Below are 16,612 nucleotides of genomic sequence, written 5' to 3' on the forward strand. Positions count from 1 at the left end.
GGAGATAACGAATGAATACTAAGCCAGGTGCCTTCGTCAGAAGTACTTTAGCTCTGGGTGTTGCTTCTGCATTATTGGCCTTGTCGGCCACCAGTGCTCAGGCAGCCACCTTTGATTTCGGTGATGTAGAAGTTGTATTTGACTCTACATTTTCTTATGGCGCCAGCTGGCGCGCAGAAGATCGTGATTGGGACACCATCAGTAAGGTCAACCATCCACGATTCGATTGGACAAATTACAGCGCATTTAGCAATCCAATTTACACAAGTTCGCAAATTTGGGCACAGCCAGGTGCGTATTCCAGTAATGGTGACGCTGGTAACCTGAATTATGATAAAGGAGATATGTTCTCCGAAGTGTTCCGCGGTACTCATGAGTTGTCTATCGCCAAGGGCGATTTTGGCTTTTTTGGCCGTTTCACTTATTTCTATGATTCAGCCTTAATGGATGACGAGGGTGCTTACACTAACCCTCTTTCCTTGAACAAGGTTGATCCTTGTGCTGATGATGACGCCCGTGATTTAGCCTGCCGTGATATCCGTTTATTAGATGCTTATGTCTATGGCAACTTTGCATTAAATGATGGCGCTAACCCATTATCAGTGCGCGTGGGTAACCAAGTGCTTAGCTGGGGTGAAAGTACCTTTATTCCTCACGGTATTAACATCACTCCAGTGGACGTGGGCGTGTTACGTAGTCCAGGTGCTGACTTAAAAGAAGCCTTTATTCCTGTAGGGATGGCATGGGCTTCTTTAGGTTTAACTGAAAACCTGACGGCAGAAGTGTTTTATCAATACGAGTGGAAAAATAGTTACCTGCCAGTGCCTGGTTCTTATTTCTCTACCAACGATTTTGCTGGTGAAGGTGGTTACAACCAAAATATCCAGTTAGGTTTTGCGGGTAACCCGGATATCGACCTGGACTTCCTGGTGTCTGAGATGAACTTGTTGTCGCAGAATGCAGGGGCTTTACTTGGCGCATTGGCCAATCCGGCTGCACCAGCTTCAGCCAAAACAGCTGCTATAAACGCTATGCTGGCGTACTCCACAAAAGTTACGTTACGACCACAAGGCTCTGCAGGTGAAATTGAACCTGAAGACGGTGGTCAATACGGTCTTAAATTGGAATATTTCGCTTCAGAGCTGAATGATACTGAATTTGCTGTGTACCATATGAACTACCATAGCCGTACTCCGTTGATTTCTGGTATAGCATCAAATTTTGGTACTAAAGATCCTGTTACAGGCGCTCCAGGATTAGACGGCGTAGTGCAGTCGTTAAGTTATCTGGCGGCGAACGTAGGTGGCATTACCAAAGAAAATATTGGCGAGATGGAAGTGTTTTCCAAGGGCCTTATCGAGTATCCGGAAGATATTAAGCTGTATGGTTTCAGTTTTAACACCACAGTAGGTGGGACTTCTGTTGCTGGTGAATTGTCCTACCGTCAGGATGAGCCTTTGCAAATCGATGACGTGGAAATTCTGTACGCTGGTATGCCAGAGCAGTTAGCTAACGCAGGTTTGCGTGGTGAACTGGAAGGCATCAGTCAGATAGGACGTTTTGACGGTAACAAAGTAGGACCAGGCGAATTTGCTCAGGGCTACATTCTGTCAGACACCACTCAGGCTCAAATCACAGTGACGCATTTGTTTGGTCCTATGTGGATCGCTGACAACTTCACTATGTTAGCTGAGGTTGGTGGTATCAAAATTAACGATATGCCGGATCAGTCGGTATTACGCTTAAATGGTCCAAATACAGACCGTAGTGGTGGTCCTTTACTCGGTACCATCAATGGTGGTCCGCTGGTCAATAAAGACGGTGTCCATACTGCATTATCCAATGGTGCTGAAACCAACCCGTTCCCAACTGCATCTGCCTGGGGTTACCGTTTATTAGCTAAAGCCGACTTCAACGACGTGTTTGCTGGTGTCAATATGTCGCATCGTGTGGTGTTTGCCCACGACGTGAATGGTATTACACCTGATCCACTGTTTATGTTCTCCAAAGACAAAAAGTCAGTGGGTTACACTGTAGCTTTTGATTATCTGAACCGCTGGTCTTCTGAGTTATCTTACAATGCCTTCTGGGGTGGTGTAGGTACTACCAACAATACAGCTGACCGTGATTTTGTATCTTTTAACATTAAATACTCTATTTAAGGGACGAGGCGAGAACCATTATGAAAAAACTCACCCTGATTGCATCTACTATTGCGCTAGTCGTTAGCTGTGGTGCTATTGCGAAGTTAACTCCGGATCAGGTCGCTCGTTTGGGTGCTGATTTAACGCCGCTGGGCGCGGAAAAAGCAGGTAATGCAGATGGCAGTATTCCGGCATGGGAAGGTGGTATCACTGCTGCTCCTGCTGGTTATAAACCAGGTGATCACCACCCGGATCCATTTGCTGGCGATAAAGTACTGTTCACTATTGATAAATCAAACCTGGCTCAATACAAAAACATGTTAAGCCCAGGTCAGATTAAACTGTTTGAAGCCTACCCAGACAGTTACAAAATGAATGTATACCAAAGCCGCCGTACTGCGTCTTACCCACAGTATGTGTATGATGCAACAAAGAAAATTGCAGCAAACGCAGAGCTGGTTGAAGGTGGTAACGGTATTATTAATGCAGCCATTGGTATTCCTTTCCCAATTCCTGCTAACGGTTTGGAAGCCATCTGGAACCATATTTTACGTTTCCGTGGTGTAGCAGCCAGCCGTAACGGTGGTCAGGTTGCACCTACTGCTTCAGGTGACTACGTCACTATCGGCTTTGATGAACAAATTATGTTCAAATACTCAGCGCCGGATGCCACAGTAGAGGCTCTGGAAAAAGAAAATATCCTGTTCCGTTTCAAGCAAGCTGTAACCACTCCAGCTCGTCTGGCCGGTACTGCATTGTTGGTTCATGAGACTATGGACCAGGTAAAAACTCCTCGTCAGGCCTGGACTTATAACACAGGACAACGCCGGGTTCGTCGTGCGCCAAACGTGGCTTATGATGCACCAGGTACAGCCTCTGATGGTTTGCGTACTACAGATGACTTCGATATGTTCAACGGTTCACCAAACCGTTACGATTGGAAGTTAGTGGGTAAACAAGAGCTGTTTATCCCTTACAACAGCTACAAACTGCATAGCAAAGACGTGAAGTATGCGGATCTGGTAAAACCAGGCCACATCAATCCGGAATACGTGCGCTGGGAAAAACACCGTGTTTGGGTCGTTGAAGCTAACCTGAAAAGCGGTACCAGCCATGTCTATGGTAAACGTGTATTCTTTATCGACGAAGACAGCTGGCAAGTACATGTAGCCGATCTGTATGACAACAGAGGCGAGTTATACCGTGTTGCCGTGGCTCATGGTCTGAACTACTACGAAGTACCAACCCACTGGAGTACTTTGGAAGTTTTCCATGATCTGAATACCCGTCGTTATATTGCGATTGGTTTAGACAACGAAGACAAGATGTATGACTTCTCTGTGCCGTTAACAGATAATGACTTTACTCCAGCGGCTCTGCGCCGTGAAGGTACCCGTTAATCTGTAAGCAAGTAGTTAAACGGTTGGCTTGATGCCAACCGTTTTTGTTTTTAAATTGATGCTGAGTGAAAACTCTAATGATGGTTAAACTTTTATCCTCTGTTGCGGCTTTGCTGCTGACAACCCCAATTCACGCTGAGTCTGCAGTGGCGCCAACGCCATCTTATATGATGCCTTTGGCAGAAAAATCTGTGCTGACTGATTTAATCCGCGTTAACGATGAGCTTTATGTTGCAGTAGGCGATCGTGGTCATCTGCTGCTCAGTAAAGACAGCACCCACTGGACACAAATTCAGACGCCAGTGCAAAGCTTGTTTACCTCAGTGTATTTTTCTGATGACAAGCACGGCTGGGCAGTGGGGCACGACGCCACTATTATTGCTACCCAAGATGGTGGTCAAAGCTGGCAGTTGCAGCAATTTAAGCCAGAAACAGACAAACCTCTGTTTGATATTTTATTTGCTGATGCCAGCAATGGCATAGCTCTCGGTGCTTATGGCATGTTTTACCGCACCACAGACGGCGGTAAAACCTGGTCGGATGAATTTCATCTGGAATTGGTGGGCGCTGAAGATCAGGAGTATTTAAAAGAGCTGCAGGAAACAGACCCTGATGCTTATTTGGATGAACGTGCATCAGTATTGCCACATTTTAATCGCATTTATCAGCACAACAATGTGCTGTATCTGATTGGCGAAGCAGGCTTTTTTGCCACCAGCGCAGATTTTGGCAAAAGCTGGACCCGTCATCCGGAGTTTTATAATGGTTCTTTGTTTGGCTTAGCTATGACGGCAAAAAATACCCTGATAGCAGCTGGTTTACGTGGCAATGTGTTCAGAAGCACTGACTTGGGCCAAAACTGGCAAGAAGTGCAACATAACCAAACCGCCACATTAAACAGTGTGCTGACTGATGCCGCAGACCATGTGTATTTGACGGGTAATGCCGGTACTTTGCTGGTCAGTCGCGACGATGGTGTCAGTTTTGAGCCTTTAAAGACAGAAGACAGTAAAGCCATTTTAAATGCCGTTGCAGTCAAGGAACAGCTGGTGTTAGTCACCGAAGCTGGAATTAGAACCTTAGCAATTAAGAAGCCGGAATAACATGAGTCTGAATCGAATTGTAACCAGTTGCGAGACGGTATTATTCCGCCATCGTATGGCTGTCATCGTACTTTTTGTACTCGCCACTTTGTTTTTATTATTTAAAGCCACACAGATTAAACTGGATGCGGCTTTTACCAAAAATATCCCGCTGCAACACGAATATATGCAGACTTATATGCAACACGCCAAAGATTTTGGCGGTGCAAATAATATTCTGGTGTCAGTCTGTGATGCCAAAGGCGATATTTTTAATCCGGATTTTTTTGCATCTTTTAAAAAAATCCATGATCAAATTTATTACCTGCCAGGAGTAGACCGTAGTCTGGTCAAATCTCTGTACAGCCCCAGCACACGTTTTGTTGAAGTTGTTGAAGATGGTTTTGCCGGTGGCCCTGTTATTCCTGCGGAATTTGCGCCTACAGCAGAAGGCTTGGCAGTGGTCAAATCCAACGTCGAAAAAGCAGGTATTGTTGGTCGTATGGTGGCGGACGATTTCAGCTGCGCTATGGTCACAGCACAACTGTTAGAAGTAGACCCTGATACCCAGCAGAAACTCGATACCATCAAATTTGCTGCAGAGCTTGAACAGCAAGTGCGAGCTCAGTACCAGAATGAAAACCTGACCGTACATATCATAGGTTTTGCCAAAATGGTGGGTGATGTGGCAGACGGCGCCAAAGGTGTATTGGCCTTTTTTGCTGTAGCTATCGTCATTACCGCCATTATGGTGTATCTGTTCAGCGGCTCTGTGATGCTGACCTTATTGCCAATTGCCTGTTCGTTAATTGCCGTGATCTGGCAAATGGGTACGCTGACGGTGTTGGGTTTTGGCATTGATCCTATGTCGATACTGGTGCCATTTCTGGTGTTTGCGATAGGTGTTAGTCATGGCGTGCAGATGATCAATGCTACAGGTAAAAACGTGGCTTTGGGTATGGATGCAAAAACTGCAGCCCAGGCCAGTTTCCGTAAGCTGTTGATCCCAGGCGGTATTGCTCTTTTATCCGACACTGTCGGTTTTTTAACCCTGTTGATTATTGAAATAGGTGTGATTCGTGAATTGGCCATCACGGCAAGCTTAGGTGTGGGTATTATTATCCTGACCAACCTTATTTTATTGCCTGTACTGATGTCCTATGTGAAATTCAGCGACAAGTACAAGCAAAAAGTACAGACCCCTCATCCACGTATTGAGAAGTTCTGGTACAACTTATCTGCTTTTGCTACCCCTAAATATGCGGTGGTGATTTTATTAGCAACAGCAGCGTTGTTTGTTTTGGGCTGGCAGCAAAGTAGTTATCTGAAAATTGGCGATTTGCACCCTGGTGCTCCGGCCTTGCATGAAGATTCTGTCTACAATCAGGATACCTTCCTGATCACTGACCGTTATGCCATTTCTGTGGACTACATTAATGTGATGGTAGAAACACCGGCCAACGGCTGTACTTTCCACGATGTGATGAACCGGGTTGACCAGTTCCAATGGCAAATGGAAAACGTACCAGGGGTGCAGTCTGCGGTGTCACTGGCGTCCGTATCCAAAACCATTAATGCGGCCTTTAATGAAGGCAATGTGAAATGGAAAGTGTTGCCACGCACCACCGAAAGCTTAGTGCAGTCTTCCAGCAGGGTAGAAACCAGCACAGGTTTACTGAACAGTGATTGTTCTGTGATGCCGGTGATCTTGTTCTTAAACGACCATAAAGCCGAAACCATTGAAACTGTGGTAGCAGCAGCGAAAAAAGCAGGCGCCGAGCTGAGCACAGATGAAGTGAAGTTTAAGTTAGCTTCTGGCCCTGTCGGTGTAATGGCAGCCACTAACGAAGCGGTCGATGCAGCTCAGACCCCTATGATGTGGTATGTCTATGGTGCAGTGATAGTGTTGTGTTTAATTAGTTTCCGTTCTGTAAAAGCCACAGTCGCAGTCATAGTGCCGCTTTATGTGGTGTCTGTATTGGCTACCGCGCTGATGACTAAACTGGAAATAGGTTTAACAGTGTCTACCTTACCTGTTATCGCGCTTGGCGTAGGTATAGGGGTCGACTACGGTATTTATATCCTGTCGAACATGACGCAATTGCTGCGTGATGGCACACCACTGCGTCAGGCGTATTTCACGGCGTTAAAAGAGACGGGTAGTGCAGTGTTGTTTACCGGTATTACCTTAGCCATCGGCGTCAGCACCTGGGTATTTTCAGCGCTGAAATTCCAGGTGGATATGGGCATATTGCTGACCTTTATGTTTTTAGTGAATATGTTAGGTGCAATTTTGGTGTTACCAGCCCTTGCAGCCTTTTTCTGGCGAAAAAATAACTAGTCACAAAACTGCATGTTTAAACATGAAAATGGCCGTAAGGCCATTTTCTATTTACAGCGGATGAATAACTTGTCAAATCAGCTATTTTTATTCTGGTACAACCAGTAGCAAAGACATAAATAAAGCTCGAAAAGCCCGTCAATACTCAATAAACTTCGCACCTGACACGCTCTGTATGTAAGTAAACCCGGTATCAACAGGCCGAGGTTTCAAAAAAGGATACAAAAATGGCACTGATAGACGGTCAACCTTCTGTACTACTACAAAATGTAAGTAAGCTTATTCGTTCTAAAGTTAAAGATCAGGTCGAGCTGGTCGAGAAATTTGCCCACACTTTGTATGGCAATATGTCCCATGAAGATTTGTTTGGTCGTAACGACAGCGATCTGTATGGCGCAGCATTGAGCTTATGGCAAAGTTTTAACGGTCATACCGAGGGCAAAGCACTGATCCGGGTATTTAACCCTGAAATTGCAAAACACGGCTGGGAATCCAAACACACTATCGTAGAAATAGTGGTGAAAGACAGCCCGTTTTTAGTGGACTCTGTTCGTATGGCGTTAACACGCCAGTCCATTACCACTCACTTGTTATTGCATTACCCTTTACAAACGCTCCGTAACGATAAAAACGACATCACGGACTTTTTTAAGTTGGGCACTGTAGAGCAAGCCAGCACAGAACAGACTGTGTTCCATATCGAAATTGATCGTATGACAGACAAAGTAGCCGTTGAGGCTCTTACTTCTGAATTGCAATCTGTGATGGAAGATGTATCTCTCGCTGTGCAGGACTGGAAACCTATCCGTGCAAAACTGCTGCAGGTGATTGCAGACTTGCCAAAACAAGCGTCAGTGAATCCAACTGAGCTTGAGCAAGCCACCGAATTCTTAAACTGGATGGCCAAAGACAACTTCACTTTGTTGGGCTATCGCGAATACCGTATCAAAGCGGTGGAAGGCGATCATAAAATTGAAAGCGTCAACGACAGCGCTTTAGGTTTAATGCGCCGTTCTACTTCACGTGACTTAATGTTGTCTGATTTACCAGAGCAGGCTCGTAAACAAGCCTTAAATGCTTCGTTGCTGATCCTGACCAAAACCAATAATAAATCCCGTGTACACCGTCCTGCTTACATCGACTATGTCGGCATTAAGCGGTTTGACGACAAAGGCCATGTGATAGGTGAAGACCGTTTTATTGGTTTGTATTCATCTTCTTTATACAACAACAGCGCCGCTGATATTCCACTGCTGAAAAACAAGCTGGCTAAAGTGATGGCGAAGTCTGGTTTTGCTCATGGCACTCACGCCTACAAAGCCTTGCTGAATATTCTGGAAACTTATCCACGTGATGAGTTGATCCAGGCGACTACAGATGAGCTGTTAGATGTGTCGACCGGCGTACTGCAAATGCAGGAACGTGACATGACACGGTTATTTGTGCGCAAAGACGCTTTTGGCCGTTTTGTCTCGGCTATGGTGTATGTGCCACGTGAGCGTTACAACACTCAGCTGCGTAAAGTCACGCAACAAATTCTGGCTCAATCTTTAGGCAGCACTGAAGCCGTTGAATTTACGACGTACTTCTCTGAGTCTGTGTTGGCGCGTACCCATTATTTCGTTCGGATCAACGATAACAATATCGAGTTTAATGTGAAAGAAATTGAACGCAATTTAGTTGAAGCGGCCCGTACCTGGGAAGACAAGCTGGAAGCTGCGCTGATAGGCCATTATGGTGAAGCTCGCGGTCGTGAACTGGCTCGCAAGTACCTGACCGCTTTCCCATCGTCTTACAAAGACGAAATGTTGCCAAATGATGCCTTGGTCGATATTGAAAAAATCGAGTCGTTAAACGACGAACATCGTTTAGATATGCTGTTCTATCGTCCTCAGGAAGAGCGTAACGACAGTAAAGCCGTGCGTCTGAACCTGTTCCACAAAGATCACCCAATCCATTTATCAGATGTATTGCCAATACTGGAAAACTTCGGTTTACGTGTGATAGGTGAAACCCCTTATGCCGTGCGTTGCCCTGATGGTTCTGTCAGTTGGATCTTAAACTTCGCGATGGAAGTCAATGGTGCTATGCCAGCTGACTTCGAACAAGCGCAGTTATCCTTCCAGGACTCTTTTGCCAAAGTATGGAAAGGCGATCTGGAAGACGATGGTTTTAACCGTCTGATTTTAGGTGCAGGTTTAACAGGCCGTGAAGCCTCGTTATTACGTGCTTATGCTAAATACAAGCGTCAGATCGGCGGTACTTTCAGTCAGTCTTACGTCGAAAACGCTTTTGCCCGTTATCCAAAACTGGCGCATTTGTTAGTACAGCTGTTTAACACCAAATTCGACCCAGAAAACACTGGTGATGCTGCAGCTATCGAAGCCATTGAAAAGCAGTTAAATGAGCAATTGGATAGCGTAGTAAACCTGGATGATGACCGTATCATCCGCCGTTTTGTTGCCATGATGTCGGCTACTTTACGTACGAACTACTTCCAGCCAAATGCTCAAGGCCAGCAGAAGAGCTATATCTCCTTTAAGGTGAAATCCTCTTTAGTGCCGGATATGCCATTGCCAGTGCCAGCCTTTGAGATTTTTGTCTACTCGCCACGTGTTGAAGGTGTGCATTTACGCGGTGGTAAAGTCGCCCGTGGTGGTCTGCGTTGGTCCGACCGTCGTGAAGACTTCCGTACCGAAGTCTTAGGTTTGGTCAAAGCTCAGCAAGTAAAAAACACCGTGATAGTGCCAGTAGGTGCGAAAGGTGGTTTCGTTTGTAAAAAGTTACCAGAAACCGGTGGCCGTGATGCGTTCTTAAACGAAGGTAAAGAATGTTACCGCACCTTTATCCGTGGTTTGCTGGATATCACAGATAACATAGTGCAGGGCCAGATAGTCCCGCCTAAATCTGTAGTGCGTTTAGATGAAGATGACCCGTATTTAGTAGTAGCAGCCGATAAAGGCACTGCAACTTTCTCAGACATCGCTAACGCTATTTCTGCTGAATACAACCACTGGTTAGGTGATGCTTTTGCATCAGGCGGCTCCAACGGTTATGACCACAAAGGTATGGGTATTACGGCCCGCGGTGGTTGGGAGTCAGTGAAACGTCACTTCCGTGAAGTAGGCATCGACTGCCAGACCACAGATTTCACTTGTGTTGGTATAGGTGACATGGCCGGTGACGTATTTGGTAACGGTATGCTGTTATCCAAACATATCCGTCTGCAGGTTGCATTTAACCATATGCATATTTTTGTTGACCCAAATCCTGATGCAGCAAAAACCTTTGTTGAACGTGAGCGTATGTTCAACTTACCAACTTCTACCTGGGATGACTTTGATAAGTCATTGATTTCAGAAGGTGGTGGTTTGTTTATGCGCAGCGCTAAGTCCATCAAGCTGACGCCACAAATTCAGCAGATGTTAGGCACTACAGCAGTCAGTCTGACACCAAACGAATTTATCCGCGCCGCATTGATGATGGACGTGGATCTGATTTGGAACGGTGGTATAGGGACTTATGTCAAAGCGACTGATGAAACTCATGCTGAAGTTGGTGACCGTGGTTCAGAAGCGGTTCGCGTCAACGGTAAAGACGTCAAAGCCAAAATCATAGGGGAGGGTGGTAACTTAGGTACTACTCAACGTGGCCGTATTGAATACGCGAACAACGGTGGCCGCATTAACACTGACTTTATCGATAACGTCGGTGGTGTAGATTGTTCAGATAACGAAGTAAACATCAAAATACTGTTAAACGCTCTGGTGGCCAGCGGTGATATGACGCTGAAGCAACGTAACGAGTTGTTAGCTGCTATGACGACTGATGTGGCTGATATCGTTATTAACGACTGTTACCGTCAAACCCAAAGTATTTCTGTCTCTTCAGTGCTGGGCGCTGAGCAGATGAAGGAATACACCCGTTTTATCCATGCTTTGGAAAAAGACGGCAAGTTAAACCGTGAACTGGAGTTTTTACCTTCAGACGACGCACTGGCTGAACGTACCGCCAAAGGCCAGGGTTTAACCCGTCCTGAGCTGGCCATTTTGACCGCTTACGGCAAAATGGTAATGAAAGAGTGGTTGGTACTGCCGGAAATTTATGAAAATAGTTACTTCAAACGTCATCTGTTTACTGCATTCCCGAAAGTGCTGCAGCAAAGTTATGCCAAAGAGATGGAGACTCACCCGTTAAAGGCTGAGATCATCGCTACTAAATTGGCTAACCTGATGGTCAACGATATGGGCGCTAACTTTGCCCAGCGTATGATGGAAGAAACAGGTTCTTCTATTGCTGAAGTAGCCGTCTGTTACACCATAGCCCGCGACTTGTTTGACGTGGAAGCCGTATGGAACAAGCTGGAAGAGTTGGATAACGTCATTCCTGCAGCATTGCAGATTAAGTTATTCCACCAGTTGCGCCGTACTATGCGCCGCACTACACGTTGGTTCTTACGTCATCGTAATAAAGCGCTGGATATTCAGCAGACGATAGATTTCTTCAAACCTGCTTTTGTTGAAATCAGCAATAATCTGCAGAAATTACTGGCCCCGGCTGAAGCTGAACAACTGGCAGCTAACGAGCAAGCCTTTATTGAACAAGGTGTGCCAGCTGATGTAGCCCTGTATTTAGCACAGCTAAGCACCTGCTTCTCTGTGATGGATATTGCACAGGTGGCTGACGCTGAGAAAAACTCTCTGCTGTTAAGCGCAGAAATTTACTTCAAGCTGGGCGATCGTTTGGATCTGCACTGGTTCTTGGAGCAAATTACGCAGCAACCTGTGGCGAACCATTGGCAGGCTCTGGCCCGGGCTTCGTACCGCGAAGAGTTGGATTGGCAGCAACGTGCACTGTCGGCCGTAGTGATACGCGGTTGTGCAGGGGCTTGTGATGCGGAAGCTGTGATCGGCAGTTGGATCACTGAACATGAACCTGTACTGGCGCGCTGGCGTTTAATGCTTGCTGAGTTCAAAACCACCAAGAGCCATGAGTTTGCTAAATTCTCAGTGGCACTGCGTGAACTGATGTTACTCAGCCACCACTGTGACCCTGTGAAATAATTCAGGTTCCAGCTAGAATACACCGGCTCTTTTTAGAGCCGGTGCTTTTTAAAGCATACTAAGATTTTACCTTTCCCCTTTACTGACAAAAGCAGGTTGTTATGTTCTATTCACTGGCGCGTTCTTTAATGTTTTGTACAGATGCTGAGTTTTCACATCACTTGGCCCTTGGCAGCTTAAAGCATTTAAAAAATACCCCGGCATCCATGCTGTGGCGTCAGGATTTACCGAAAAAACCTGTGACAGTCGCTGGTATACATTTTGATAACCCTGTGGGTTTAGCCGCAGGTTTGGATAAAAACGCCGATTGCATCGACGCTTTTGGTCAGATGGGTTTTGGTTTTATTGAAGTAGGCACAGTGACTCCTCGCCCTCAGGTCGGGAATGACAAACCACGTTTATTCCGTTTACCTGAAGCCAACGCCATTATTAACCGCATGGGTTTTAATAACAAAGGTGTGGATTACCTGGTTGAAAACGTAAAGAAGTCGACCTACAAAGGTGTGCTTGGTATTAATATCGGTAAAAACAAAGATACACCGAACGAGCAGGGCAAAGACGACTACATCGCATGTATGCGCAAAGTCTATGCTCACGCCAGCTACATTACCGTCAATATTTCTTCACCAAATACGCCGGGTTTACGGGATCTGCAATTTGGTGATGCGTTATTTGATTTGCTGCAGGCGGTGAAAAATGAGCAGTTGGATCTGCAAGCGCAACAAGATAAATACGTGCCTGTTTTTGTAAAAATAGCACCTGATATGGATGAAGTCGCAGTGCAGCAAGTGGCTGAGACTTTGCTTCGCAGCAAAATGGATGGTGTGATTGCTACTAACACGACTTTGGATAAAAGCTCAGTACAACATCTGAAATATGGCAATGAAATGGGCGGTTTAAGTGGCTTACCCGTGCAGCAAAAGAGCACAGAAATTATCCGTCAGTTTCGCGCAGCCTTAGGCCCACAGATGCCAATTATTGGGGTGGGTGGCATAGATTCAGCCAAAGCAGCACAGGAAAAAATGGACGCTGGTGCCAACCTGGTTCAGGTCTATTCCAACTTTATTTATAAAGGCCCAAGTTTGATCAAAGAGATCGTCGAGAGCCTTAAATAAGGCTTATGCCGATCAATTTTGGATCCCTGATTATTAGTCCAAAATAATCTTTAACAGGGCTTAAAAACAGGTGTAGAAAGGCAACATCTTGAATTCACAAGGATTGAGTATGTTGTCTTTATGCCCTGACTGGTGCTGGCAGTATTGCGATGAGCAAGACCGTTTGGTGTTGCAGTTGTCGGCTAGTCACCGTATTCAAACGGCCTTTAGCGCCAAAGAGCTAACTTTTAAACCAGAACAGCAAAGCTTATGTATGGATCAAGCCCAGCTATTAATGGATTTTGCTGAAGCTTTGGAAGGCTTATTGCCTGACAGTGAGCTACTGACAGTTTCGGCCCAAGCTGTTGCTGCCTTAAGTTTTGTGAAGGCTCCGGTACAAAAAAGTCACCTGTTCAACTTCTCCAGCATAGAAAGCCGTACTGATTTAATGAGTATCGCCAAACTTGAAGGTTTAAGCCGCGCTAAAGTGTTGCTGGTGGCTAAAGCTGACCCTATGGTGGATTGTCTGCTACTCGAGCCTATGGAGCTATTAAATGGCAAGCAGTTAGTTGCTGGCCAACTGGTTCGGGTGCAACAAAACCGCCTGATGCCGCTGCAATTTGCCCCGCTTTATGCGTTAACTGCCTAATTAGTAAACAACCGTCAAGTGATCAGTCCAGATTGCTCTGGTGATCCGTCTGGCAACAGGTAGAATAGGGAACATTTTCAACCTGGGGTTTAAAAGCTGTGCCAAATCAAACGGATCCTTTCAAGGATATTCGCTCTTATTTTGACCATGAAGTACCACAAGCGATTAGTCGTTTATTGGACGACGCCGATTTTTTGCATGCGATTTTAAATTACCGCCTGGCCAGCTGGCCTAAAACTATCCGTTATTTGTTTACGCCTGTGTTGCGCTTGTTACTGGCACGCAAAGCAAAAGGTTTGCGCACTGTTTCTGACGTGCAGCATATGGTGGCTGACTTTTTACAACAAAGCCTGCAGAAAAGCTCGGCCGGTGTAAGCGTCAGCGGTCTTGAACATTTGGATCCAAAAAAATCTTATTTATTTATCTCGAACCATAGAGATATCGCTATGGATCCGGCGTTGCTGAACTGGTGCTTGCATCAAAAGGGCATGGACACAGTACGCATTGCTATTGGCGATAACTTGCTGAAAATGCCATGCGCGACCGAGCTGATGAAGCTGAATAAAAGTTTTATCGTAAAGCGCTCTATTAAAGCACCACGCGAAATGCTTAAAGCCCTGAGTCATTTGTCGGCTTATATCAAAGATTCTCTTGAGACCGGCCACTCCATCTGGATAGCGCAAAAAGAAGGCCGGGCTAAAGATGGTTTGGATCAAACCGACGAAGCCATTTTAAAAATGTTTAATATCGAAGGTAAAAAACGCGGTATGGATTTTGCGACTTATATGCAGTCGTTAAATATTGTGCCTGTGTGTTTATCTTATGAATTTGACCCTTTGGATCAGGCCAAAGCCAACGAGCTTTATCAACTGGCCAGCACGGGCGATTATAAAAAATCTGAAATGGAAGATATCCAAAGCATAGTGCAGGGCATAGTAGGTCAAAAAGGCCGGGTGCATGTGCATTTTGGCGAGGCCATTCAGGCTGTTTTTCAGGATCCTGCTGCTTTAGCTGCGGAGATTGACCGTCAAATTTGGGCCGGTTATAGGTTATATCCGGTGAATTATTTAGCAGCAAAAATGGATGTGGAGCTGGATCCAGGTGAAGACAGTCTGTGGTATCAAACCAAAATGGCTTCTTTGCCTGAAGAGTTAAGGCCTTATGTACAGCAAATGTATGCTGCACCGGCACTAAAACAACAGCAAACCTTACAACAGCAAGAACAGCTGGCGACACAACCTAAGGAGCTGGAAGATGGCGCGACATATCAGTTATAAATTCAAAGGTGAATGGAAAAAAATTCCATTCAGCTACGACAAATACGCCGATAGCTTTGAGGCTGTAGCCGCGGCCGAAGGCATAGACTTAACCGCCTTTCGTAAAATGGAGCAGCAAGTGGCAATGACCGCCAAAGGCACAGGCGCGCTGAAGGACTATCGTAAAAACGCCTTTGTCAAAATGGGTTTTAGCGAAATTCTGTTATTAAGGGATGATCAGGAGCCTTTTAATCTCTGAGCCTTGTTATCTGCAGGGCGTAATGATCAGTTACGCCATTAAGGCATCTTCGTTAGCTATTTATGTCTCGTTATCTGTGGCCAATCTGACCTTTCTCTGTATCTCTACTAATTTTTTTCCTGCGCATATTAATGCGCATATGCTATTTTTATAGCACAGATACTAGTGTGGAAGCTTGTATGGCCGATCTTTATGACGTAACAGCACCAAAAAAAGCCGCGAATCTTTCTGTAAACAGCGATCTGCTGCTTAAAACACGGGCATTAAATATCAATCTCTCCGCCACTTTAGAGCGTGCTCTGAAAGAAGAATTGGCGAAATACGAAGCGGCTCAATGGGTTGAAGAAAATAGTGCAGCCATTAAAAGCTATAACGAATTTGTTGAACAACATGGTTGTTTTGGTGATGAATTCAGGAGCTTTTAATGGCTCAGTTTGATGTGTATGCTAATCCCAGTAGTCATAGCAAAACCCATTATCCCTATCTGGTTGATATTCAAAGTGCTGTGCTTACTGACCTTGTTACTCGTATCGTTATTCCTTTAGGTAGGAGTTCAGCTTTTGGTGGGGCGATGAAGGGGCTGACACCGCTGATCAGTTTCGAGGGAGAGCAGTTGCTGTTGCTCACGCCACAGATTGCGTCGATACCAGTTAAACACCTGAAAAATCCCGTCGGTACTTTAGCTCATTTCAGAGAGCAGATAGTAGCGGCTTTGGATCTTGCGATTACGGGTATTTAATTAGTCGCTCAACTGCAATTGCAAGCTGAAGTTGGGTATATCGATGAGACCCGTGTCGCATGCCGCTTTGCTGCGATTGCAACCTACAGCTGTAACTGAATCCGATTAATCACATTTCTTACCGCAGCGGATAATCTTAGTGCCAGCTGCTAACCCTTGGGCTTTAAACCAGCCTTGTGGCATTTCCAAAGCGCCTATGGCAGGGCCTTGGGATTTTTTGCCTTTTTCATCATAGGGATATAGATACTGTATCGGTTCTATAGTCCAGTCTGCTTTGATATAGGCGATATCCAAAGGCACTTTGGTATTGCGCATCCAGAATGACAAAATGCGTTCTTCTTCGTAAATAAATAACATACCGTTTTCTACTTTGTCGCGATACATCAAGCCACGGGCGCGTTGCTCTGTGGTTAAGGCCAATTCTACTTCTAATTCAAGATGACCTACTTTGATCCATTCTTTTTCAAATTGGATGTCCTCAACAGCGGCGACAGAAAAACTTAAAGCAAAAAGCGCAGATAACAGATAGTTCATGATAAGAAACCTTTGAGAATGAAGCCGAAAGACTAACGGAATTTGCAGTAA

General features: G+C 45.5%; 12 protein-coding genes. 11 read left to right on the forward strand and 1 reads right to left on the reverse strand.

The genetic code is table 11. From position 1 onward, the window contains the following. Positions 1-11: 11 nt before the first annotated feature. The 11 genes from LSG37_RS10980 to LSG37_RS11030 all read left to right on the forward strand — a co-directional run bounded on the left by LSG37_RS10980 (position 12) and on the right by LSG37_RS11030 (position 16,027). On the forward strand, positions 12-2,162 hold the full coding sequence (locus LSG37_RS10980; RefSeq protein ID WP_233079916.1) for a DUF1302 domain-containing protein: 2,151 nt from the start codon (positions 12-14) through the stop codon (positions 2,160-2,162). A 20-nt stretch (positions 2,163-2,182) separates the two neighbouring features. After that, positions 2,183-3,544, forward strand: a complete 1,362-nt coding sequence (locus LSG37_RS10985; RefSeq protein WP_233079917.1) for a DUF1329 domain-containing protein — start codon at positions 2,183-2,185, stop codon at positions 3,542-3,544. A gap of 77 nt (positions 3,545-3,621) precedes the next feature. After that, a complete protein-coding gene (locus LSG37_RS10990) occupies positions 3,622-4,647 on the forward strand; it encodes a WD40/YVTN/BNR-like repeat-containing protein (RefSeq protein ID WP_233079918.1) in 1,026 nt (341 codons plus the stop codon). A gap of 1 nt (position 4,648) precedes the next feature. Continuing rightward, entirely contained in the window at positions 4,649-6,967 is a 2,319-nt protein-coding gene (locus LSG37_RS10995) for an efflux RND transporter permease subunit (protein ID WP_233079919.1), read from the forward strand. A 227-nt stretch (positions 6,968-7,194) separates the two neighbouring features. Continuing rightward, the gene (locus tag LSG37_RS11000; RefSeq protein ID WP_233079920.1) at positions 7,195-12,030 is read left to right on the forward strand and encodes an NAD-glutamate dehydrogenase; all 4,836 of its coding nucleotides are present in this window, start codon (positions 7,195-7,197) and stop codon (positions 12,028-12,030) included. A 101-nt stretch (positions 12,031-12,131) separates the two neighbouring features. Then, positions 12,132-13,145 carry a quinone-dependent dihydroorotate dehydrogenase gene (gene pyrD, locus LSG37_RS11005; protein ID WP_233079921.1) on the forward strand — a complete coding sequence of 338 codons (1,014 nt, stop codon included), beginning with the start codon at positions 12,132-12,134 and terminating at the stop codon, positions 13,143-13,145. Between the two features lie 109 nt (positions 13,146-13,254). Continuing rightward, positions 13,255-13,773 carry a cell division protein ZapC domain-containing protein gene (locus LSG37_RS11010; RefSeq protein ID WP_233079922.1) on the forward strand — a complete coding sequence of 173 codons (519 nt, stop codon included), beginning with the start codon at positions 13,255-13,257 and terminating at the stop codon, positions 13,771-13,773. A 98-nt stretch (positions 13,774-13,871) separates the two neighbouring features. Beyond that, positions 13,872-15,050, forward strand: a complete 1,179-nt coding sequence (locus tag LSG37_RS11015; protein WP_233079923.1) for a 1-acyl-sn-glycerol-3-phosphate acyltransferase — start codon at positions 13,872-13,874, stop codon at positions 15,048-15,050. Further along, positions 15,028-15,288: a DUF2960 domain-containing protein gene (locus LSG37_RS11020; RefSeq protein WP_233079924.1), complete on the forward strand. Its 261-nt coding sequence runs from the start codon at positions 15,028-15,030 to the stop codon at positions 15,286-15,288. The genes LSG37_RS11015 and LSG37_RS11020 overlap by 23 nt, the downstream gene beginning before the upstream one ends. 179 nt (positions 15,289-15,467) lie before the next feature. Beyond that, positions 15,468-15,713: a type II toxin-antitoxin system CcdA family antitoxin gene (locus LSG37_RS11025; protein ID WP_233007285.1), complete on the forward strand. Its 246-nt coding sequence runs from the start codon at positions 15,468-15,470 to the stop codon at positions 15,711-15,713. After that, entirely contained in the window at positions 15,713-16,027 is a 315-nt protein-coding gene (locus LSG37_RS11030) for a CcdB family protein (protein WP_233079925.1), read from the forward strand. Before LSG37_RS11025 ends, LSG37_RS11030 begins: the two co-directional genes overlap by 1 nt. 105 nt (positions 16,028-16,132) lie before the next feature. On the opposite strand, the gene LSG37_RS11035 is transcribed toward LSG37_RS11030, so the two are convergent. Beyond that, positions 16,133-16,561, reverse strand: coding sequence for a DUF192 domain-containing protein (locus LSG37_RS11035; RefSeq protein ID WP_233079926.1), 429 nt, complete (start codon positions 16,559-16,561; stop codon positions 16,133-16,135). Positions 16,562-16,612 lie beyond the last annotated feature (51 nt).

This window comes from Rheinheimera soli (assembly GCF_021290985.1).
Classification (GTDB): domain Bacteria; phylum Pseudomonadota; class Gammaproteobacteria; order Enterobacterales; family Alteromonadaceae; genus Pararheinheimera; species Pararheinheimera soli.

Coding starts and splice junctions, on each gene's coding strand:
- LSG37_RS10980 (WP_233079916.1), top strand. CDS start 12: ATGAATACTAAGCCAGGTGCCTTCGTCAGAAGTACTTTAGCTCTGGGT.
- LSG37_RS10985 (WP_233079917.1), top strand. CDS start 2,183: ATGAAAAAACTCACCCTGATTGCATCTACTATTGCGCTAGTCGTTAGC.
- LSG37_RS10990 (WP_233079918.1), top strand. CDS start 3,622: ATGATGGTTAAACTTTTATCCTCTGTTGCGGCTTTGCTGCTGACAACC.
- LSG37_RS10995 (WP_233079919.1), top strand. CDS start 4,649: ATGAGTCTGAATCGAATTGTAACCAGTTGCGAGACGGTATTATTCCGC.
- LSG37_RS11000 (WP_233079920.1), top strand. CDS start 7,195: ATGGCACTGATAGACGGTCAACCTTCTGTACTACTACAAAATGTAAGT.
- pyrD (WP_233079921.1), top strand. CDS start 12,132: ATGTTCTATTCACTGGCGCGTTCTTTAATGTTTTGTACAGATGCTGAG.
- LSG37_RS11010 (WP_233079922.1), top strand. CDS start 13,255: ATGTTGTCTTTATGCCCTGACTGGTGCTGGCAGTATTGCGATGAGCAA.
- LSG37_RS11020 (WP_233079924.1), top strand. CDS start 15,028: ATGGCGCGACATATCAGTTATAAATTCAAAGGTGAATGGAAAAAAATT.
- LSG37_RS11025 (WP_233007285.1), top strand. CDS start 15,468: ATGGCCGATCTTTATGACGTAACAGCACCAAAAAAAGCCGCGAATCTT.
- LSG37_RS11030 (WP_233079925.1), top strand. CDS start 15,713: ATGGCTCAGTTTGATGTGTATGCTAATCCCAGTAGTCATAGCAAAACC.
- LSG37_RS11035 (WP_233079926.1), bottom strand. CDS start 16,561: ATGAACTATCTGTTATCTGCGCTTTTTGCTTTAAGTTTTTCTGTCGCC.